At 41.0% G+C, this 21,198-nt stretch carries 20 protein-coding genes and 1 pseudogene; 10 read left to right on the top strand and 11 right to left on the bottom strand.

The features are described 5' to 3' along the window. Positions 1 to 560 precede the first annotated feature (560 nt). Entirely contained in the window at positions 561 to 701 is a 141-nt protein-coding gene (locus tag FDK13_RS35675; protein ID WP_170983000.1) for a hypothetical protein, read from the top strand. A gap of 424 nt (positions 702 to 1,125) precedes the next feature. On the opposite strand, the gene FDK13_RS33965 is transcribed toward FDK13_RS35675, so the two are convergent. The 3 genes from FDK13_RS33965 to FDK13_RS33955 all read right to left on the bottom strand — a co-directional run bounded on the left by FDK13_RS33965 (position 1,126) and on the right by FDK13_RS33955 (position 4,119). Continuing rightward, on the bottom strand, positions 1,126 to 1,764 hold the full coding sequence (locus FDK13_RS33965; RefSeq protein ID WP_137344465.1) for a response regulator transcription factor: 639 nt from the start codon (positions 1,762 to 1,764) through the stop codon (positions 1,126 to 1,128). Between the two features lie 81 nt (positions 1,765 to 1,845). Further along, on the bottom strand, positions 1,846 to 2,478 hold the full coding sequence (locus tag FDK13_RS33960; protein WP_137344464.1) for a response regulator transcription factor: 633 nt from the start codon (positions 2,476 to 2,478) through the stop codon (positions 1,846 to 1,848). 315 nt (positions 2,479 to 2,793) lie between these two features. Continuing rightward, positions 2,794 to 4,119, bottom strand: coding sequence for a Gfo/Idh/MocA family protein (locus FDK13_RS33955; protein ID WP_137344463.1), 1,326 nt, complete (start codon positions 4,117 to 4,119; stop codon positions 2,794 to 2,796). A gap of 786 nt (positions 4,120 to 4,905) precedes the next feature. On the opposite strand from FDK13_RS33955, the gene FDK13_RS33950 reads away from it, so the two are divergent. Beyond that, a complete protein-coding gene (locus FDK13_RS33950) occupies positions 4,906 to 5,091 on the top strand; it encodes a hypothetical protein (protein ID WP_137344462.1) in 186 nt (61 codons plus the stop codon). 640 nt (positions 5,092 to 5,731) lie between these two features. On the opposite strand, the gene FDK13_RS33945 is transcribed toward FDK13_RS33950, so the two are convergent. The 3 genes from FDK13_RS33945 to FDK13_RS33935 form a co-directional block, all read right to left on the bottom strand. Continuing rightward, positions 5,732 to 6,646: a helix-turn-helix domain-containing protein gene (locus FDK13_RS33945; RefSeq protein ID WP_137344461.1), complete on the bottom strand. Its 915-nt coding sequence runs from the start codon at positions 6,644 to 6,646 to the stop codon at positions 5,732 to 5,734. Between the two features lie 131 nt (positions 6,647 to 6,777). Then, on the bottom strand, positions 6,778 to 7,758 hold the full coding sequence (locus FDK13_RS33940; RefSeq protein WP_137344460.1) for an aldo/keto reductase: 981 nt from the start codon (positions 7,756 to 7,758) through the stop codon (positions 6,778 to 6,780). A 112-nt stretch (positions 7,759 to 7,870) separates the two neighbouring features. Then, entirely contained in the window at positions 7,871 to 8,674 is an 804-nt protein-coding gene (locus tag FDK13_RS33935) for an aldo/keto reductase (RefSeq protein ID WP_137344459.1), read from the bottom strand. A 1,909-nt stretch (positions 8,675 to 10,583) separates the two neighbouring features. On the opposite strand from FDK13_RS33935, the gene FDK13_RS33925 reads away from it, so the two are divergent. The 6 genes from FDK13_RS33925 to istB all read left to right on the top strand — a co-directional run bounded on the left by FDK13_RS33925 (position 10,584) and on the right by istB (position 15,893). Beyond that, a complete protein-coding gene (locus FDK13_RS33925) occupies positions 10,584 to 11,951 on the top strand; it encodes a hypothetical protein (RefSeq protein ID WP_137344458.1) in 1,368 nt (455 codons plus the stop codon). Beyond that, positions 11,863 to 12,255, top strand: coding sequence for a transposase (locus FDK13_RS33920; RefSeq protein ID WP_137344457.1), 393 nt, complete (start codon positions 11,863 to 11,865; stop codon positions 12,253 to 12,255). The genes FDK13_RS33925 and FDK13_RS33920 overlap by 89 nt, the downstream gene beginning before the upstream one ends. 5 nt (positions 12,256 to 12,260) lie before the next feature. Then, on the top strand, positions 12,261 to 13,172 hold the full coding sequence (locus FDK13_RS33915; protein ID WP_137344456.1) for an IS3 family transposase: 912 nt from the start codon (positions 12,261 to 12,263) through the stop codon (positions 13,170 to 13,172). 372 nt (positions 13,173 to 13,544) lie between these two features. Beyond that, positions 13,545 to 15,008 carry an IS21 family transposase gene (istA, locus tag FDK13_RS33910; RefSeq protein ID WP_170982999.1) on the top strand — a complete coding sequence of 488 codons (1,464 nt, stop codon included), beginning with the start codon at positions 13,545 to 13,547 and terminating at the stop codon, positions 15,006 to 15,008. 113 nt (positions 15,009 to 15,121) lie between these two features. Further along, positions 15,122 to 15,271: a hypothetical protein gene (locus tag FDK13_RS35970; protein ID WP_220417499.1), complete on the top strand. Its 150-nt coding sequence runs from the start codon at positions 15,122 to 15,124 to the stop codon at positions 15,269 to 15,271. A gap of 4 nt (positions 15,272 to 15,275) precedes the next feature. Beyond that, positions 15,276 to 15,893: an IS21-like element helper ATPase IstB gene (gene istB, locus FDK13_RS33905; protein WP_137344454.1), complete on the top strand. Its 618-nt coding sequence runs from the start codon at positions 15,276 to 15,278 to the stop codon at positions 15,891 to 15,893. A gap of 15 nt (positions 15,894 to 15,908) precedes the next feature. Here istB and FDK13_RS33900 read toward each other — a convergent pair whose 3' ends face one another. Both FDK13_RS33900 and FDK13_RS33895 read right to left on the bottom strand, forming a co-directional pair. Further along, positions 15,909 to 16,196 carry a TIR domain-containing protein gene (locus FDK13_RS33900; RefSeq protein WP_137344453.1) on the bottom strand — a complete coding sequence of 96 codons (288 nt, stop codon included), beginning with the start codon at positions 16,194 to 16,196 and terminating at the stop codon, positions 15,909 to 15,911. A 392-nt stretch (positions 16,197 to 16,588) separates the two neighbouring features. Beyond that, positions 16,589 to 16,801, bottom strand: coding sequence for a hypothetical protein (locus FDK13_RS33895; RefSeq protein ID WP_137344452.1), 213 nt, complete (start codon positions 16,799 to 16,801; stop codon positions 16,589 to 16,591). 193 nt (positions 16,802 to 16,994) lie between these two features. On the opposite strand from FDK13_RS33895, the pseudogene FDK13_RS33890 reads away from it, so the two are divergent. Further along, a pseudogene (locus FDK13_RS33890) lies at positions 16,995 to 17,509 on the top strand (IS66 family transposase). 91 nt (positions 17,510 to 17,600) lie between these two features. Here the strand turns inward: FDK13_RS33890 and FDK13_RS33880 are convergent. The 3 genes from FDK13_RS33880 to FDK13_RS33870 are packed head-to-tail and all read right to left on the bottom strand — an operon-like array spanning position 17,601 to position 20,809. Next, a complete protein-coding gene (locus FDK13_RS33880) occupies positions 17,601 to 18,614 on the bottom strand; it encodes a site-specific integrase (RefSeq protein ID WP_137344450.1) in 1,014 nt (337 codons plus the stop codon). After that, positions 18,601 to 19,605: a tyrosine-type recombinase/integrase gene (locus tag FDK13_RS33875; protein ID WP_137344449.1), complete on the bottom strand. Its 1,005-nt coding sequence runs from the start codon at positions 19,603 to 19,605 to the stop codon at positions 18,601 to 18,603. Before FDK13_RS33875 ends, FDK13_RS33880 begins: the two co-directional genes overlap by 14 nt. After that, positions 19,565 to 20,809: a site-specific integrase gene (locus tag FDK13_RS33870; protein WP_170982998.1), complete on the bottom strand. Its 1,245-nt coding sequence runs from the start codon at positions 20,807 to 20,809 to the stop codon at positions 19,565 to 19,567. The genes FDK13_RS33875 and FDK13_RS33870 overlap by 41 nt, the downstream gene beginning before the upstream one ends. Positions 20,810 to 20,983: 174 nt before the next feature. Between FDK13_RS33870 and tnpA the strand changes: the two genes are divergently transcribed. Further along, positions 20,984 to 21,198 (top strand): IS66 family insertion sequence element accessory protein TnpA (gene tnpA, locus FDK13_RS33865; RefSeq protein WP_137344447.1); only part of this gene is annotated, 215 nt, incomplete at its 3' end.

Raw genomic sequence — 21,198 nt, 5'->3', positions numbered from 1 at the left:
GTGTTAAACTCCTTACGGGCAAACATTTCTGGTCACTTTTTTAAGCGTGCCGTGAAAGGGCTACAAGAGCCAGCAGGAGCATCAGTGCGATGAGTTTGAGTAATACCTGTGTGCGGGACTTTGGGAAGTACAGTTTTCTCATAAGATTCATTGTTTTTAAGAAGGTATTTTATGTGTGATTGTGATGTTAGTCATGGTTTTGTTCCTGATTTCAAAGCTGGCAAATTCAATCTGATATAGTTGTAGAGTACGTCTCTTGTATTTGTAGAAATATCTCTGGCAAAAAGTCGAGTTTTTATCTAATTACATCGGATGGGTTCCGTCTATGTCATTTTACAAAACAAAATGATGGATTGTAATAACACATTTTTATATGTTTATTGTCCTAATTATGGCTTTGTTTACCTTTTACCGGTTGTGCCTAAACGTCGGCGAGTTCTACAATCCAATATTTCGCCGTTATTCTAAATAATTCTTTTTGGAATATTTGTTACCGGAATTCGTGATAGGCAAACAGGTTAGGATAGAAAATGGCTTAAAGTAAAATAAGAGGAGCAGGTTTGGGAAAGTGGCGTCAGGATGTTTTTTCAGGAGCAATCGTAAACGCGTGCCTGGCAGTATACCTGTCGGCATGGTTGGTATCAGCGGGGACTTTTCTGCGTGTGCCGCTAAACCGGGAAGGCACCGCTCCAAAGAATTGAAAATGGAATGTAAAAAGTAGAACATTTTTCTTCTGTTAATAGTGTGTACGTGTGTTTATCTTTCGATGCTGTAAAGGTGCAAATAAGAAATTGAATAATTTGTAGAGGCGTCAATCGTTTGATTTAGAAATATCTCTTTGGCTATGAGTTGATTAGCTACTTTCTTTGTATGATAAATACTACATGTTGCCAGTACTTTTGGGTTACACAGAGGGCCACGGAGGTAAAAAGAGGGACACAGAGTTTTATATAAAATGCTGTGAGTCTGCTCAGGGACTCCGAGCTTCTATAAAAACCGCTGTGAGTCTGCGTAGGGACAATGAGCTTCTATAAAAAACTCTGTGTATCTCTTTTTATCCGCGCGGCGTCCGCTCCGTGGCCCTCTGTGTAACCTTAAACGTGGCCATGTAACCTCATAATTCCCCTAGATACCGCCTTTGAGCAGGGCGACTTTTTTTGCCAGTTCCAGTTCATCGGATACCCGCAGTTTGTCGAAGATCCTTTTTTTATATGTGCTGATCGTATTTTCCTTAAGTTTCATGATGCTTGAAATTTCTTTCGTCCATTTTCCTTCAATTAAAAGCTCCATCACGAGCATTTCCTGGTGTGAAAGCGAGGAGATTGGATTTTTTAACTTGCTGCCGGATCTTTCGCTTATGTTATTCAGTATCGTTTGCTGGACGCGGTGGCTTACGTATTTACCGTTGTTGAGGAGGGAATTAAAAGCGAGGTGAAATTCGTTAACGGGAGCTTGTTTGGAAAGAAAACCGTCTGCACCTGCCTGGAGATAGGGGAGTGCATACACACTTTCGTCGTGGCCGCTATGAATCAGGATAATGACATCGGGCTGCCTTTTTTTTGCCTGTGCCATCATCTTGATATTTTCTCCTCCGGGCAGCTCAATGTCAAGGATCAGCAGCTTGAACTTTTTATGTTCCAGTATTCTCATTCCTTCCGGAAAGTTATCTGTTTCTGTGACGATTGCTTTGGGCGCTATTTCCGAAATTAACTGCTTTAATCCGGCCCGTATGATCGGGTGATCTTCAATGATTAATATTTCCATGGATAGATGTGTGTAATGATTTGCGTAGTATTAACTAATTTTTGGCTATTACTTAGTTGGACCGGGTGCCGCTTTGATATATTAGTCGGCCTCGCTGCATTTTTCCGCCAGCCTGATTTCGTCCTCTTCTTTCAATTTACGGAAAATCCTGTTTTTGTAAATGTTGACAGAATTCTCTTTCAGGCCAAGTTCATGGGCTATTTCCTTTCTTGATTTGCGCCGGATCATCAATTTTAGTACCTGCAGTTCATGTGGCTGCATACCTATCAGGCTAACGGGCGTGTTTTGGGGATTAGAGGCGGTGTACTGGACGAGCAGGTTTTGTTGGGTTGCCTGGCTTAGATATTTGCCTTTTTTTAGCATAATGGTATCAAGCGCCTGCCTGACTTCGTTCCTCGACGCTTGTTTGGAAAGGATCGCATGGGCACCGGCCTTAATGTAGTGATAGGCGTAAAGCGCTTCGTGATGATCTGAATGTATCAGTATCAGGGTTTCCGGCTGAAATTCCTTCAGAAGCTGCATCATCCAGATATTTTCTCCACCCGGCTTGTCTATATCCATAAAAACCAGGTCGAATTTTTCATTCGAAAGGAGCGAAAGACTGTCATAAAAATTATCACTTTGTTTCAGTCTGGCATGAGGCAAGAGCTCCTCAATAAGGCATTTAAGTCCCAGCCGTATCACATTATAACTTTCAATATTCAAAATATTCATAGGAGGATAAAAAACATTCGGGTAATACCTGTTTTAATAATATTTCGAAATTAGAATATCTGAAACTGAAAGTTTGTAGAGCGTTATGTGCCTTTTTGTAGAAATAACTCTGTCAAAAATGGCCTTTCCTGGTTTCCTGCAAGGTTAATACGGAGCCGGAAATGTTTCCGGGAAATTAATTTAATAACGGAAATACAATGTGATATTTATTACACTTAGTTCCCTTCGTGTAAAACTTAGTGTGCTTCGTGGTAAAAAATAAACACAAAGGACACAAAGTTTTACACAAAGAGGTACAAAGGTTATTTTGATAGTCTAAAATTTCCGATACATGCCGCCCAGGTATTGGTTGGCATCTTCTTCTGCGAATTGTGCCTTTTTGGCATCCCAGTGTAATGTTTTATTAGGGAAACGGCCGGCAATTACACCAAGCAATATGGTTTCCGTAAGGCGGGAAGCATAAGAGAATGGCGCGCTGCATGTAGCTTTCCCCAGGCATGCATCCACAAACTCATGGTAATGCTTATGCACTTCTGAACTATATTCCCGAACCGGCTCACTCAATTTGAACTGCGCGATATCGATATCCTTATAGCTGCCATCAACGATCAGTTTGGGCATTACCTGGAAATGCGGCAGATACAATCTCCCTTTTTCTCCAATGAACATGGCGCCCTGGTCGTGCAGATCAGCTCCGTCGGGAAGCATCAGATCTTCGCGTTGTTTATCAGCGCCCACGCCATCATACCATACCCATTTCAGGGTATCTGCCGTATATTTTGTGCCCGGGAATTCATAGGTAACCATGTTTTTTTCAGGATATCCAAATCCGTTCGGTTTTCTGCAATTCGTTGTGATGGTTCTTGGAACATCCAATTGCAAAGCGTTGTAAGGCGTATCAAAAATATGTACACCCATATCGCCCAAAGTAGCACAGCCATAATCCACAAGCTTCCGCCAGTTGCCAGGATGGTAGAAACCATCTTTGTAGGGCCTTTCTGCCGAAGTTCCCTGCCATAAATTCCAGTCCAGGCTGGCTGGTACAGGATCGCCGGTTTCGGGTACAGGTCCATTATAGCCCCAGTTTTTGGGTGACCAGGCTCTTACGGTGTGTACTTTTCCAACGATTCCGGATTGGATGAGCAACGTGGCCAGTTTGTAGTCATAAAAGGAATGCACCTGAATACCCATCTGGGTTACCAGTTTTTTGTCTTTGGCAATTTTGTCCATTGCCCTCGCTTCTTTAACATAGTGCGTGAGTGGCTTTTGACAATAAACAGGTTTATTCATTTCCATTGCCATCATCGATGCCGGCGCGTGGGTATGATCTGGTGTGGACACGATCACGGCATCAATATCCTTACTCATTTCTTTGAGCATCACGCGATAATCCTTGTATGTCTTTGCATTCGGGAACTTGGAGCTCACCTCTGCCAAAACAGTTGAATCAACATCGCAAAGCGCTACCACATCCACATTACTGTGTATCGATATGGATGCCAGATCTGCCTGACCCATCCCGCCTAAACCGATATGTGCGGTTCTTAATCTTTTGTCGGCTGAAAAGGCCCATGATTCAGCGGGTATCATGGCAAGGGAAGATAAGGCGGCTGCATTTTTAAGGAACTCTCTTTTATTCATGAATCGAAAAGGTTAAATTTTTTTGGGCTAGAAATTAATGGTATAAATGCATGTAGAAACTTTTGTCGTCTTGACAAACCGGTAAGTTCAACAGCAGTTTACAGAAAAAGCCTAAAATTGAGCTGTTTTTAGGTCAATTCCAAAAAATGATGTCTTGGATGGGGGGATTTTTGAAGTTTTTTTTGCCACCCCGGGAGGAAGTCTGGGCCCGGAAGCTGCCTATGTACCGGGAATGAGGGTCAAGACCGCCGGAAACATCCGTGACGCCCATAGCCTGTGTTCTTTCAGGAAGTTTATAGATCTGTGTCCATGCAAATTTTATCGACTGAAAAGCGATCTTCTTTAAAACTGAAAATTGTTTCCATGTCGGACCAATTGTAATGTGTCACACCTTCATGCGCTGTTAAATTGAACCCTGTGCCGCTATACAAGTTCAGTCGAAAAGCCGACCTTCAATTTTACACCAAATCCGCCATTATCACCAACTGCTTAATGAAAATTTATACATCTTATTTAATTTAGAAATTCTAAAAATCAAGCTGAATAATTGATTTCGTTCTTGACATACAATTTTTATTTTCTGGTATCAATAAATTCATAACTATCCGTATTCATTTCAACACTAATTTGCTTTGAACTAAATCTTATACGATTATCGTCTAACACATTATAGTTGTAAATATCTATTTCACCAGATTTATCATGAAATTTTGATCCGTAATTCTACTCACCGGATCACGCACCGGACATTTGATAAAAGCTGAGTTTTTTTGGAAAAGTTAGAACATGAAAAAGCCTGCAATTTATTTATTTGCAGGCTTTTTCATGTTTGATACTTGTGATCCCGCTGGTACAAATGTCGAACTTTTTGCTTCAAGATTTGAGGAAGCAGGCAAGCGTTTTTTCTTCCTAAGAGTATATTTATTGGGACATAATTTTCTTATAAAGCTTGAGACAATGTCACGAATTTAAGAAAGTAAAATAAAGAATACAGTACCACTTCAAATTCAGTAGTGGCGGATTTCAATTTGAACAAGTAAGGTGACGCAAAATGTATGGTAGGCATTTGCTGACTTTTTAAAATCCATTGCAGAAACTGCTATTAAATCAATCAGATGTTACGCCTACCCGATACCTAAAATAATTATTATCTTAACGTCTACTTCTATCTAACATTTAAAAATGAAGACGTCAAATTATTCGATATCGTACCTATGATTTAAATATCTCATGATATGAAGTTATTCTTGAAAATGACAAATTGGCTTATTGTCTTTCTTCTTATTGCTCACCTTTTCATTTGGTTCTGTTTTATCGGAAGCGGGCATCAGATCCCCGAGAGCACTGAAATGTCATTTGGTTTTGTTTTGTTATTTCTCGTCATAGCACTTGGGGTAATTTTGTTTTTTCGAAAAAGATTACGCTTATAAGTGACATCTGGTTTGTCGTCAGAAGGCTTGGCGTTCGGGCGGTAATTTTTGCACAAGCTTCAAACGAAGAACCAAAGTTCAAAGGTTAGTAAAAAACCTCCATACGAAGAACGAAAACCCGCCTGACACCAAACCCTAGATAGTAGTAAGTGGCTCTCAGTAGTCCGCTTTTCTGTCGTCTTTTAATTAAACGACTGTCTGAACTCCAAAGGTGAAACGTTTGTCTTTGTCTTGAAAAGTTTGCTGAACGATTGTGAATGTTCAAAGCCCAATTCATAAGCAATTTCCGAAACGGATAGATTTGTCATTGATAATTTTTCTTTGGCTTTTTCTATAATTGCATTCTGAATGTATTGTTGTGTGTTTAGTCCTGTCAATGAACTCAACATATCACTCAAATAGCGTTGCGATAGCTTTAATTCTGTGCTGATATATTTCACGGATGGCAAACCATTTTTCAGACTGTTTTCTTCTTCAAAATAGTTGTCTAAAAGTTTGTCCAAAGAAGTTATGATGTCGTGATTGATTGATTTCCTGGTAATAAATTGCCTATTGTAAAAACGATTGCTGTAATTCAATAACAATTCTATTTGCGACACCAAAACATCCTGGCTGAAACTGTCAATATTGTTGTGTAATTCATTTGCTATTGAGGCAAATAAACTGGTTATAATTTCTTTTTCTTTTGCCGATAAAAATAAGGCTTCTGAAACATCGTAAGAGAAAAATCCGTATTGATTTATTGCGTTTCCTAATGGATAATTTCGTATAAAGTCCGGATGGAAATACAAAGCAATACCTTCATAGCTTTCTATGTCTTCCGGTGGAAAAACGATTTGATTTGGCTTCAAAAATGCTAATCCGCCTTCTTCAAAATCGTAATATGCTTGTCCGTATTTTATTTGCCCTATAAATGTAGGCTTAAAGGAAATTTTGTAAAAATCGAAACTTGTTTTTTGCCCTTTTGGAAACATTTCAATCGAAACATTATTGTAATCAACCAGTGCAACCAATGGGTGCAATGGAGCAGGAAGTCCCAATATCCGCACAAGTTGCGATATACTTTTTATATGATTTATGTTAGATTGTCGTTGCATATTTTTGGTTACAAATGTAATCAACTTTGTTTTGACGGACACATACTTTCGCGTTCTGTGTAAAGCAATGTGTGCAAGCCTATTACTTGTCTTGCACACATACTTTATTGTTGCTCACACTCTGGTTTGATTTATGATCTATCGATTTGTTTTTCTAAAACTTCGGGATAGCGCTCTCCCACAAGTGTAATTCCATTTACTGTTGCGTTGATCTGTGCAAGTTCATCGGTAGTTAATACTATATTTGTACTGCCAATGTTTTCCTCTAAACGATGCAATTTTGTAGTTCCTGGTATTGGTGCTATCCAAGGTTTTTGAGCTAAGATCCAGGCCAATGCTAATTGTCCGGTCGTAACATTTTTTTGGTTAGCAATCTCAGAAAGTGCGTCTACTAGAACCAGATTGGCTTTTATGTTCTCTTCGCTGAAACGAGGAATGACATTTCTGCGGTCGACATCCGCTAATTTTGAATTGATTGTGCCTGTGAGGAAGCCTTTGCCCAAAGGACTGAACGGAACGAAACCAATTCCAAGCTCTTCTAATGTTGGTATAATCTCGTTTTCTGGTTCACGCCAAAACAATGAGTATTCGCTTTGTAAGGCAGAAACAGGTTGAATCGCATGTGCCCTGCGAATCGTTGTTGCACTTGCTTCCGATAAACCGAAATATTTTACTTTTCCCTCTTGTATCAAGTCTTTTACTGTACCTGCAACATCTTCTATCGGAACATTGGGGTCAACTCTGTGCTGATAAAGCAGATCAATATAATCTGTTTTTAATCTTTTTAAAGATGCTTCGGTTACTGCTCTTATAGTTTCGGGTCTGCTGTCTAAACCTGTTGTTGGCCTGGCATCTTTACAGCCAAATTTTGTTGCGATAACAACGTCTTTTCTATAAGGCTGTAATCCTTCACCAACAAGTTCTTCATTGGTGTAAGGTCCGTAAGCTTCTGCGGTATCAAAAAATGTGATACCCCTTTCGACTGCGTTGCGTAGTAGTGTTATGGCCTCTTTTTTATCAAGACCTTTGCCATCCAAAAAGTTTAACCCCATACAGCCAAAGCCCAATGCGGAAACTTCTAATCCGCTATTCCCTAATTTTCTTTTTTGCATAATTTTTTTCTGAATTGTTTCTAAAACCGACTTAAACTTCAAAATTCGGAATTGTCGTTCTATGAAAAGTAGCCAAGTTGGTATTTGTTGTAGTCAGATTTTCAAACTTTTATTAAACACTATAAATTAGTCCTCTACCTTTGTCTAACGATTTGATAATTTCCATATCATCAGCAGATAACTGAAAGTCAAATACATTGAAATTTTCATTCATCCTTTTCACATTTGCTGATTTCGGAATAACAACAACTTCTTTTTGAATTAACCATCTTAGAACCACCTGGGCAATACTCTTATTATATTTGCTTGAAAGCACTTTTAAAGGCTCATTATTAAAAATATTATTTTTACCCTGAGCAAAGGGTGCCCAAGACTCCAGCTGGATGCCCTGAGATTTCAAAGCTTTCTGCATTTCTGTTTTTTGGGAAAATGGATGTGTCTCTACCTGATTGACTGCCGGTACCACACGATGCCGCTTAATTAAATCCTGGACCTGATCCATATTGAAATTACTTACACCGATAGCCCTTACTTTACCTTCTTTATATAATTCTTCCATTGCTGTCCAGGAGGAATTTACGTCTCCCTGCGGGAGATGAATCAGGTACAGATCAATATAGTCAAGACCCAATTTTTTTATCGATGCTTCAAAGGCGCGCTTTGCATTTTCATAGCCGGTATCCGCTGGCAAAAATTTTGTGGTCACAAAGATTTCTTCCCGTTTGACATTACTTTTTTTTATCGCTCTGCCCACCGATTCCTCATTGTGGTATGCCGCAGCTGTGTCGATCAGCCTGTATCCAATATTTAAAGCATTTAGCACAGACTGCTCACATTCTAAACCATCCCGAAGCAAGTACGTGCCAAAACCAAGTAGCGGCATCTTTACTCCATTGTTCAATATTTCATTTTCCATTTTTGTACTGACTAAATTTCAAGTACAAAATTCTTAATTGTCGTCGGATGAAATGTATCCGAGTTGGTATTTGTTGTAGTCAAATTGTATACGGTGGTGGGGGGGCTGGTTATCCGTTTTGTCGGTTAGTTGGGTGTCTGACTTTGCTTTCTGAGAAAAACGAAGGCAGACATCAAACGCTCCAAATCGAAAATTCCGATTTAATCAAGGCTCGTCTGGTTAACGATATGTACCTGAAATTTTAATAACCTTTTAAAGTAATTTTATGAAAAAGTATATCTATACGGTGATACTCACCTTGATAGCCATCATGGTTACACGGGCACAAAGAATACTCCTAAAACAAAATCCATTGCTGAAAGAGCTGTTTAATCTCTCTGTTGTTAGCCTTCCGTATTCATTTTGTGAGATTGAAAGCGCTTAAAGAGAGTTCGAATCCCAGCAGGATAACCTTATGATAAACATCGAACTTTTGAGAAGAAAACATCTCCTTACTGCTTATTTGACTGTATACCAAGCAGATAGAGTGAATAATTGATTATGTTCCGAATTTTACTGCAAGTTGAAGCTAAGGACTGGTTTTTGGTGGCAAAAAACCGCTATTTGACTATATATCAGCGTGATGGAGTAAAAAAAATGTGACACAAGTTTTTAAAAACTTATGTCACATTTAGTGATCCCGCTGGGATCATTTTTTATTGCTGAAAACGCGTCAGAACTGTTTATTTCACTCTTTTTCAAAAACAGGTAACCGATTAGGTAACCGAATGTTTTGACTTGATATGATGAGTTTTGATATCAATTATATCTAAATACAATATAAGAATTTTAGTTGTTGGATACAAATCTACCGCACCTATTTGTTGGCGTTAATTTGCTGAGGTTCGAAAAACCTGGTTTTTTACTTCCACGCATATTCTATGTACCGCCTGATCGGAATGATATTTGGTGTAAACACAACAAAAGAAGATTTTGAAAAAGTAGACCCAATTATCAAATGCTACGAATTCTCGTCTGTAAAATATTATAAAACTGAAATGAATCCGAGATGCTATTCGCTCAGTGTAAGAAAATTGTGACTGATTCTCTTACACTGATGATAATTAGTTAGGAATTCAGAAGCCACCGACGGGTAAGCTGCCAAGGAATCTGAACAGGAAATTATTCGAATTTTCCAACCCCTGTGAGACCAATTTGTGCTGCCTTTCTACAAACCTGCGATTATCGAGCAATGTTGCCGGTAAAGCTAGCGGGATGTGTCCACGTAATGATAGCAGCGGTATTCAATTTTCTAAGTATTTTATATCCGCGCCGTAAAAACCAGTGACAATTTAGGCAATGAAGAAAGACCGCAGCAGAGAACAAATATGATCGCTATAAATTTCAATTCCGGCAGCTTCCGAACCGCAGTGACGACCTAAAAGTTGATCATCAAAAGGGCGACACATATAAATACAGCACCCTTATTTGTGATGAATTCGCCATGGATAGTACTAAAAAAAGGAATACTGACAACCAGGTAGTAAACTTAGGAAGGCATTGTTCCGAGGAGACGGTGTGAGTGTCAATAATATTACATTTTTCTCGATGATAAGAGTTCTGTAGGCTGTACTATTTATTCCGTTTTGAACCCGAACTCATTAGAAAGTAAGGAGTTATTTAAATATTTGAATTTGCCCAATAATACTGAAAAATCAGTATTGACGGGATCAATTTCAAAGTCTACATTTACTTTGGCAATTGAACGCGAGTAATCTCAAAGCTAACTAAGACCTTTTCTTTATATACTTGAATCATTTAGAAGGGAAGGATAGCAATTTATAGAAACTTCAAAACTGAACATCGAACACGTTTAATATAAGGTGGTTGATAGTTAGTCGAATTATGGTAGATGATATTAATAGACACTATGAGACATACCATAATGACAATAATAACCGAAATAAACCCATCAAAAAGATTGGTCCTCGAGCAGATACTCGGAGAGATCCGGCTGGATTTACTTAGGAATCCATTCATACCGTTTTCGTCGCTTAGCTTGTTGCACTTTGCCAGCTTTGTAATATCCGATGATAAGAAAATGCCTCCGTTATTGATATTTGAAAACAATTTTGACGGCGACGTTTCGAGCTATTTGGATGAGTTAATAATTCATGCAGGAGATGGAATTGATTGGATATATCAATGCTGTACTGATTATATACCTTCAACCAGGAATCAAAACTTAAAAACATTTTTGTTAGCAAATGTTGTCCGGCCAAGCGCATTCCATATCGGCAATGTCGGCCGGGCAGCGAAGGATATTGCTGAAAATCAGAAACTTCGGGAGCGGTTACAGTTGTATTTAGATCAACTGTTTCAAAAAGTAAGACCCGAAAGTTTTTCACCCTTCCAACTTCGGAAAAATTTGCAAAAATTCGTGAGGACGCATGTCCCGCCAGATCTTTCCAAGCCACTTCCACCTCACCAGACTGCCACGGACAAACTAATACCAAAGGCCAGAAAGGGCTTGTTTTTTTTCGTTGCGGGTGTTCTAACACTTATGCTGCTGCCAATAGTGATTATTCTGATCTTCATGTTACGATACAAAGAGAATCGCGACCCGGTAGAAGTGCAATCACCGTCTGTTTCAGAAATCGAAGAATTAATAAAAACAGAAAACCAGATTACTCAAAATCGCCTTGCGAATATCACTACGATAAAGCCGGGATCTTTTCGGCTGATCCTGCTCAAAGTGGTACTCTTTGCTACTAACTTGCTGGCCCGTACTTCCACCAAAGGGAAACTAAGCGATATTCCAAGTATACACTTCTCGCATTGGTCAATTATCAATAAAGGCACGCAACTGCTGTTTCTTAGCAATTATGACGGAAGCTGGTCAAGCTACCTTGATGACTTTATTGACAAGGCCAGCCCGGGACTTACCGGGATATGGAGCAACACACAAGGATTCCCGTCCACACGTTTCCTGATTCTAGATGGAGCTCGTGACGAATTGCCTTTCAAAGCGTTTGCACGAAATCATCAAGTACAATCGCTGGTTTGGTACAGTGCCTATCGCGACCTGACCGTACAGAATATCGATAAAGACAGTTTGATCAGGGAAGATATTTTTACTTCACTATCCGAAGCACAAACCCAAGAGTGTGTCTTGTCCTGCTATAGCTTTACACTAAAGCAGAAGACGGATGAAAGCAAAAGAGAAAAAAGTTACTGTAAAAAATCGGAAACCTTACGAAAGACTAAGCGATGCGGAAAAGAAGAAGATTGTTCATGAAATCAATTCCGGACTAATTGGTCAGCGAGGTGCTGCTCGGAAATACGGTATAAATCGAAACACACTTACTGCATGGATTACTGATTTTTCTTCGTTTAATATTAAGCCACGCGAGGTGGCAGAAGAAGCCATCAGTAATATGACTGAAAATTCAAAGACGCGGATACTGGCTAAGCAGGTTCAGGATCTAACAAAGCAACTTGAGAAGGCAAACCTAAAAATTATCGGACTGCAGACCATGATTGAAGTCAGTGAACAGGAACTTCACATTAAGATCAGAAAAAAGCCTGGTACCAAACAGTAAAAAAAATGAGACAGGAACATCCGCAGGAAAGCCTTGGGAGTCTCTGTGAACTGTTTGGTGTTACACGTCAGGCCTTTTACGACGCTGCGGAGCATGAAAAGAAAACATCGATAGCTCACATGCTGGTTTTGTCGTTAGTCAGGGAGTACCGGATCGACATTCCATTGATAGGAACCAGAAAACTTCTTTTCTTATTAATACCTGATTTAAAACAGCATGGTATTAGAATCGGAAGAGATCAGTTGTTCGAGTTGTTGCGTTTTCATGGCCTTTTGATCCGCAGAAGGAGGCGGATTGTAAAGACGACAGATTCTCACCACTGGCTTAAAAAGTACCCGAATTTAATTAAAGGGCTAGTGGTGACCGGTTCAAATCAGCTATGGGTGAGCGACTTAACTTACATAAGAACTCTGGAGGGATTTAGTTATCTCAGCTTGATAACGGATGCTTTTTCGAGGAAAATTGTAGGACATGCGCTTTATCATACCTTAGAGGCAGTAGGTTGCATTAATGCGTTGAAGATGGCAATTGAAGGACTAAAGCGTGATTCGCCCTATTTCCTGATTCACCACTCTGATCGGGGAATCCAGTACTGCTCGGCAGAATATGTCAGTCTTTTGGAGGGCGAAAATATTGCGATAAGTATGACCCAAAGTGGTAGCCCCTATGACAATGCACTGGCAGAACGGGTAAATGGAATAATAAAAAATGAATTCTTTCCGAAACGGGTTTACCAAAATCATAAGGAAGGGTCAAAGGCTATTTTGAGAATCATCCAGATATACAACAGCAAACGGCCACACGCTAGTGTTGATTATTTAACGCCTGAGCAGGCCCATGAGCATGAGGGTTTGTTAGCAAAGCGTTGGAAACAGTATCGGCGAAAAAAAAGTGTAGCTAACTCAACGGAAGCATGATCCAGCCAATTCAACCTCCACATTGTTTCTTATAACCCCCCATTTTAATTGAGGGGGATTACAAGAAACAATGTTCAAAGCCAGTAGCAAATTATAAATGTAAAATTTAGATTAGAGAAAGGCGTACACTATACTTGTAAAGTAATTGCAGTACTAAAAAAATCAGGTGTAAGCCAATGGTAGGACTACCTAAAAAGAAGCGTAAAGTTAATTCAGGATTATCACCAAAAAATGTAAAGTAAAATCAGGACGACACAGTGGCTTAAAAATTTGTGCTTATATTAATCCAAAAGTAGGCCAAATTTCAATTGAATAGTACACCACTTATTTGAAACTTGGGCATTGAACTATGTGCCCAGAAACATGATAAGTATGTATACAAAGCCGCGCGGCGGACCGCAAGAAATTATTTTACAGTTTTACCGTGAAGGGAAAAGCCAGCGTAGCATATGTAAAACGCTGGGAATAAGCAGAAAGACGGTTCAGAAGTATATTTCCGATTATGCCACAAGCAGCAGCACCGCTTCGCAAGAAACAGCTTCTTTGAATGAGTATCTGACGAAAACACCTGCTTATAACGCTGAGAATCGTGGTAAGAGAAGACTTACGAATGAAATCCAACAGGCTATTGATAATTTACTGCTGCTGAACGAAGACAACAAGCAGCAAGGCCTGGTCAAGCAGCTTCTAAAGAAGTGTGATATTTTTGATCAGCTTCAATCGCAAGGCTTTTCAATTGGCTATACCAGTGTATGTAATTATATTAAGGACAAAAAACAAGCGGCCACAAAACCCAAAGAAGCATATATCCGACAGCTGTATGCACCTGGCAGCGTATGTGAATTTGACTGGGCAGAAGTGAAATTACGGATCAATGGCGAATTGTGTCGCTATCAGCTGGCTGTATTTACAAGTGCATACAGCAACTACCGTTATGCACGTTTATTTTCCCGTCAGGATACTTTGTCATTCATGGAGGCCCACATTGCTTTTTTTGATCTTCTGGGATATGTTTACCAGGAATTGGTTTATGATAACATGCGGGTAGCAGTAGCCAGGTTTGTTGGTAAACACGAGAAGCAACCAACCGATGCGCTTTTACAACTTCGGGGTCATTACGGCTTTACTCACCGGTTCTGTAATGTACGACGGGGTAATGAAAAGGGACATGTGGAACGCAGCGTTGAGTATGTGCGCCGAAAAAGTTTAAGCCTCAAATCCACCTTTGATGACCTGGATCAGGCCAATGCATGGCTTTACGGACGAGTCGATCAACTCAATAGCAGTATGCAGCAGTTAAGTGGTAAGACCGCTATTGAATTACTGGATGAAGAAAAGTGCTTTTTAAGGCCCTCACCCCTAAAACTGACCTGTGCAGAACAAGCTCAGCTACGGGCGGCCGCCGCAGCGGTGGATAAATATTCGGCCGTGAGCTATAGGACCAACCGTTATTCGGTCCCGGACCATCTTGTGGGTGAGTTCGTGGATGTTCGGATTATGAGCCAGGAGTTATTCTTTTATCATAAAAATACAAAAATAGCTACCCACTTTCGCAGCTATGGAAAACACGACTGGCTTGTGAGTATTGATCATTATCTGGACACATTTAGGAAAAAGCCGGGGGCGCCCAGCCGGGGGCTTTGGCAGGCAGCCTTGCCTTGGCCAGCTGCGGTTATCTTAAAAGCCTTTATGAAGAATATTTTCAAGATCAGCCAAAAGACTTTATTCATTTATTATCCTTTTGCAAAGAAAACAAGGTGTCTGATGCCGTACTCGAAGAAAGTGTCCAGCGCCTGGTTCGCAGTGGCGTTCGCAAGCCGGAGGCTGAAAAGCTGATGGCACTTTTAGGTAATAAAGGCGAAAGCAACGCCACTGCCTATAGCTCCAGTATTAGTGAGGCTGCCAGAAACCAGCTACTTCAGATATCCTACCTTTTAAACTAAACAACTATGGACAAGACAACCGACGATCAGGTCATAAAATACAGTAAAGAATTAAAATTACCTGTCTTCCGCAGCAACTTTAAAGAAATTGCGCGCGAATCCGCCTCACAAGGAGCTGACTACGATCGGAGCGCCGAAGCGATCATTCCTTCTTAGATTAATGGAACGCGAATACGAAGCCAGAACTGAAAACCGGAAGAAATCAGCGATACGACAAGCGGAATTTCCGTCCAGAATGTACCTGACGGATCTAAAAAAAGACCAGCTACCCAAGGATGCTCAACAGAAGCTCCCGCTACTGGAGAGACTGGACTTTATCAGTTCAGGTCAAAACATCGTGCTGGCAGGCAATCCGGGGACGGGAAAGACGCATATTGCAGTAGGCTTTGGCCTAAAAGCCTGTATCCAAGGCTATAAAGTGCTTTTTACAACAGTACACCGGCTGCTTACCCAGCTTCGCGAATCCCACTCACAAAGAACGTTAAGGACTTTGGAAGCCAAGTTTGAAAAATGGGACCTGGTGATCTGCGATGAGTTCGGTTACGTGTCCTTTGACAGGGAGGGATCTGAATTATTATTCAATCACCTCTCGCTACGTACCGGAAGAAAGTCAACCATTATCACAACCAATCTGGGTTTCGAACGATGGGAAGAGATATTTGGCGATCCGGTGCTCACCGCAGCATTGGTAGACCGCCTGACTCATAAAGCCTACCTTGTCAATATGAATGGAGAATCATACCGCCTGAAAGAAACTAAACAAATGAACGCGAAATGAAGCACAAAACGATAATCAGAGCCCCGAGCAAACCAGCTCCTGGGGGTACCCCCAGGAGCTGGTTTGCTGTTGTAAACAAAAGTAAAATGGTATACTTTTGAATTGAAAATGTGGTATACTTTTCAACTGAAATAAACACCAGTAGGATTCAATTGCCTTGTTGGTCGCCAGAAGAATAAACTTTTTACAATGTTTTATTACCTCTTTGATCCGGGTTGCCGTTTCTCCTGACGTTTGAGACGGCATTTTGTTATCCATGCTATCGATGTAAACCTGAGCTCCTATGTTTTTTAGTAGTCCCATAAATCCCTCGAGGTCATTCAGATCCTAATGCTTATGAGATAAAAATACCGTGTTGACGGAAGATGAAAAATTGGAAGCTTTAAAATTTCTCGATTCATTAAGGGATCTTGTTACTATAGACTCGTCTACTCTTGTGGAATTAAAATCCCCGCGCTGGAATATCATTATTTAAATAATTTTTGATAGAAAGGAAATGCAATGTAAATTGAAAATAATTAATATGCACATACAAATAAAATATGTTATTTAACGGTAATTCTAACTCTAATCTTAGAAGTTCAGTAAACTGGTTGCTTCCTGGATAAAGAAGAAGCAGCTACAAAATTCCATATTCCATACTCCAAATCTTAGACTCTACTAATCAAGACTTCCTGCATTACGTATCTAAGCGGTTAGGAACACAGATCATAACCTTTAGCGGACAAATGCGATAAGGCATCTTCACTATGAATGGCGTATTCCGCCTGACGGTTTTCTCCGATAATCATGCCACACCACGCCAATCCAGAATTTCCACTTGTGACCAACCACGCTCCCGAATCACCTCCTTTCACCGGTCTTTTAATCGCAAGATTACCTAACACAGGCTGCTTGATCTCAATCAAAGTCCCAACAAGATTTATCGGACCACTGGGTACAATTGGGGATGCAACTCCTGGAATTGCTGTATAAATATCAAAAAACATGGTTCTAAAAAGCAGTTACTTACAGGTCGACGAGACCACGATTAAGGTGCTGGATCACTAGAAAAAGAAGGGTAGCACTCACTTAGGGTACTTTTGGGCACACCATGATCCTTTGGGGGCACAGGCCTTTTTTAGTTACGAGCCTGGAAGGGGCGGCAAGTATCCCACCGCAATGCTCAAAGACTTTAATGGTTATTTGCAAACCGACGGTTACGCCGGATACGAGGGCTTGGCACAAAGGGAAGATATTGTTCATCCGGCTTGCTGGGCGCATGTCCGAATTAAATTTGAAGAGTCGATCAGTTACGACAAAGCTATGGCAGAAACAGCCTTGCTGTTTACTCAAGAGCTGTATGCTGTGGAGCGACAAGCAAGAGAAAACGGGCTGGATAGCGACCAAACCAAGCAACTTAGGCTGAAAGAGGCATTGCCTAAATATAACCTGATGGGTAAATGGATCAGTGCCAATATGTCCAAAGTGTTGCTGATGAGTCCGATAGGCGCGGCATTTCGCTATGCTTTTGAGAGATGGGATGAATTGGGGCATTATTGTATGATGGAAACCTGCTAATGGATAACAATCTTGTCGAGAACCAGATCAGACCAATTGCCCTGGGTTATGCATAGCTGACGATTATGTAAAGTAAGTGACCAATACCACGTTCTATTTTCAATAGGTAGCGTTTTTCTGTCACATTACTTTACATAATAACAACGGTCAAAAACGTTTGAGCCAGTCCAAAAGGTTTTCATTCGACAACCAGACCGGTTCCTTTTCCGGTACAACTGATGTGTAAGCTCTTTCAATAGCTTCCCGTTTCGCACGCGAATCGGCTCGTGCGTATACCTCCGTCGTTTGCACAGAAACATGACCGAGAATATCGCGTATGTACACCAGATTGACGCCAGCTTGTAACAAATGCATTGCTTTGCTGTGACGCAGTGTGTGGCAGCTGATCTTTTCCGGGAAATGAACCTCACCTGTTGTCTTTCTGGCCATATCAGCATATTTGAGCAGAATATAATTTACTCCAGCCCTTGTAAGCTTTTCTGCCCGGCTATTGAAGAAAAGTGGTTTCGCGTTATTATGGGTCTGGACAAGGTCATGTTCTTCAAGATAAGGCTTTAATAATCTTACCTGCTCCTCAAGCATTGGAACGATGCGGGTTTTATTGCCTTTACCAGCAATCCGGATTGTGCTCAGTTTATCAAGTCTGAGACTGGATGGCGTCAGGTCTATAATCTCCTGAACACGTGCGCCGGTGTCATACATCAACGAAAGTAAAGCCAGATCACGTCTACCTCTAACAGTCCGTGTATCGGGTTGCTGCAAAAGAATTTTAATCGCGTCAATTGTCAGATAGTTCATCGGTACTATCGCCTTACGCTTCATCGGTATGGACAAGATCTTTTGACATTCATAAAGATGTTCAGGGTGCTGATATTGCATGTAATGAAAAAAAGCATGGATTGCAGCCAATCTCGCATTTCTGGTCGCGTTACCATTTTTGCGTTCTACCTGTAGCCAATCAAGAAAACCGACGACTGCTATTTGATTAATTGTCTCTAGTGTTAATCTTGATACAGAGATACCTTGGGCTTCCATGTAACCTATGAACAGGACGAAAGTGTCACGATAAGCGCTGATGGTGTTCTTACTTGTGCCGCGCTCATGCGCCAAATACCCGGTCAAAAAACCTGTCAGGTATTTTGAAAAGTTAGTAGGTTTCATAGCCTGAAGTGTTAGGAAAAACGTTTATACAGATCCTGTCAATATCTTTCAGCAAGCCAGGGTACATTGCAGATACCAGCCTGACACAATGATTTGTCGATTCTACTGATTTATGACCGAGGTAGGTTGATAGTACCGGTAAGCAGCAGTAGATATCCGCTCCACGTTCGGCCATCATCGCCAGTGAATGGACACTAAATGAATGGCGCAATGCGTGTGGTGTTATACCGCGACCTTTTGGAATTCCGGCAGCCAATATCAAGCGTGAAAACCAGCGACCGAAACAATCGCGTGATATGCTTTTTCCATCAAGGGAGATGAAAAAGCGATCCTTTTTTACCAGGCAGGCGGGCAACTCATTCCTGTAAAAGGCATATTGCTTAAGTACTGCTGCCAGCGAATCTGAAAAAGGGATAACGCGCTGCTGTCCGTTCTTACTGTCCCGTACAAGGATGGTCTGGTCATCGAGGTTAACATCACCAACCGATAAAGCCAATGCTTCGCCGCCTCTGAGGCCTGTACAGTACAGTAACCTTAAAAGTGCAGGCATAGCAAACATGATTTGACGTAAACCCTTCTTGATGCGAAAATGATCTGCTGCTTCGAAAAGGCACCGTAGCTCATCTTGTGAATAAATGTGTGGCGTAAAATCCATTTTACATACAGGTAAACGCATCAGATAAGAGTGGATACCCTGTTCGTTAAGGAATGATGCCAGTTTATTGATGAGCAATGCGCGATGAAAATTATATGATGACGACAGGTTGGCGCCTGTTTGCATCCATGCTTCTGAAAGTTCCCGTGTAATACCCAGCCGCGTTTCGCCACGTCTAACCGTAAAGCGGTCAAAAACTGCAAGTATGGATTCCTCCGTTTGCTGCTTAAAGCCTAATTGCCTTTTATAATCCAGGTATTGATCCAGATACGAGGCATAAATGCCGGTGAAGTGATTATGCATAAAAACAACCTCCTTTCTGGTTATAGAAGCCATCAGAAACTTTAGGTGCGTCAAGCATACACTGCTTCATGGATGTCAGGCCTATCCGTAAATAGTATTTTGTTGAACGGGAGTTCTCATGACCCAGCACTTCCGTAATAACCGGTAAAACTGTGCTCTGCTCCAGAAGTAAACTGGCAAGGCTGTGACGAAGCGCATGAGGTCCATGGTGTCGATGTTCAATATTAACCCCTGAGAGAATAAATGCGCGGTTTACAAGATTGGTTATTCCGCAGCTATGCATCCGCCCAAATGGGGATCTAGCCGCCAGGAACACATACGGTTCATCAGAAATTGGTCTCCCGTACTTCAGGTAGTCAATGATCGCTTCACCAACTTCAGCAAGTAAAGGCAGTTGGAGTTGCCGCCCGGTTTTGTACTGGCATACCGATATTGTGCTCTGTTCCCAAAACAAGTTCTCAAACTTCAGCCCTGCAATGTCGGATGCTCTCAGACCGAGCCTGGCGGCAATTAATACGATGGCATAATTACGTTTACCACTGGGCCTGGCGCGGTCGATCTTACCGATCATCCTTTGGATCTCATCGACTTTAAAGACAGATGGCAGCTTGGCTTGTTTGATGTAATTGTCTTTGGGGACAGCAAGCGAAGTGTCTTCTTTTATAAATCCCTGTTCAAAGAGAAATTTTAAAAATGTTTTGATCGCTCTTAATGTCATATGGGCAACAGTGGAATACCGTATATCTAATGTCCTCAGGTAATCCAGGATAACCAATTTGTCCACCTTATCGACGGAAGCGAGGTCTTTATCTTTCAGATAGGAAAGGAACCTGCTCAGGTAATGTTCGCGCTCCCTTATTGTCGTTGGCTTTAACCGCAGAGAGGTTAGGTAATCAACAAATTGCTTTACCAAATCACCGATCGGGCCGTCCAGTTTGATCCGTTCCCGGGAACTAACTATGGTACCGGTGTCATAAAAATCACACAATACATTGACGATTTTCACAACGTCCTTATCTCTTTTGGAAAGTGTAGCGTAATCGAGCTCACCAAACCGGTCAAGTAAATATTGTCTGCCAATATCAGAAGTGAATTCGAATATGCTTTGGTTCTGTATCTCGCGCCACATTCGTCGCCAATAAATACGATACCAATTGACTGTTTTGTCAGTCCTTAACAATTTGATTCTCAATACTTCGCCTGCGTCACAGATGAGCTGATCAAAGCATGTGTGCATTTTTCTCATAGCTGCGTTGTTTTACCGATTGCAACATCGCAATCGTTAGAGCAACGCATATTATTATGTAAAGCGCTTTCGCTTTCTAAGAGTATGCACCCAAGAAAGGACATCTTCCAGTAGGATATCAAAAGGCTTAATATTGCACGATGATAACATTTAACTTTTATTGTTATGTTGAAAGTTGTGGAAAAAGCAGAAGAGATGTACCGTCTTGTCAGTGATTTTGAGTCAGGTGGTTATACCCGGCAAAGTTTTGCCGACCTTCATGGTGTGAGCGTGAGCAAACTGGATTATTGGCGCGTACGTTACCGTAATCAAAACACTGAACACTCTGGTTTTGTGGAGATCGGCCGTAAATCTGACCCAGTTTCTATTGAAATCGTTTA

This window comes from Dyadobacter frigoris, assembly GCF_005280585.1.
Classification (GTDB): Bacteria; Bacteroidota; Bacteroidia; order Cytophagales; family Spirosomataceae; genus Dyadobacter; species Dyadobacter frigoris.
Note: the sequence above shows the minus strand (reverse complement) of the source record. Positions and strands in the feature narration are given on the sequence as shown.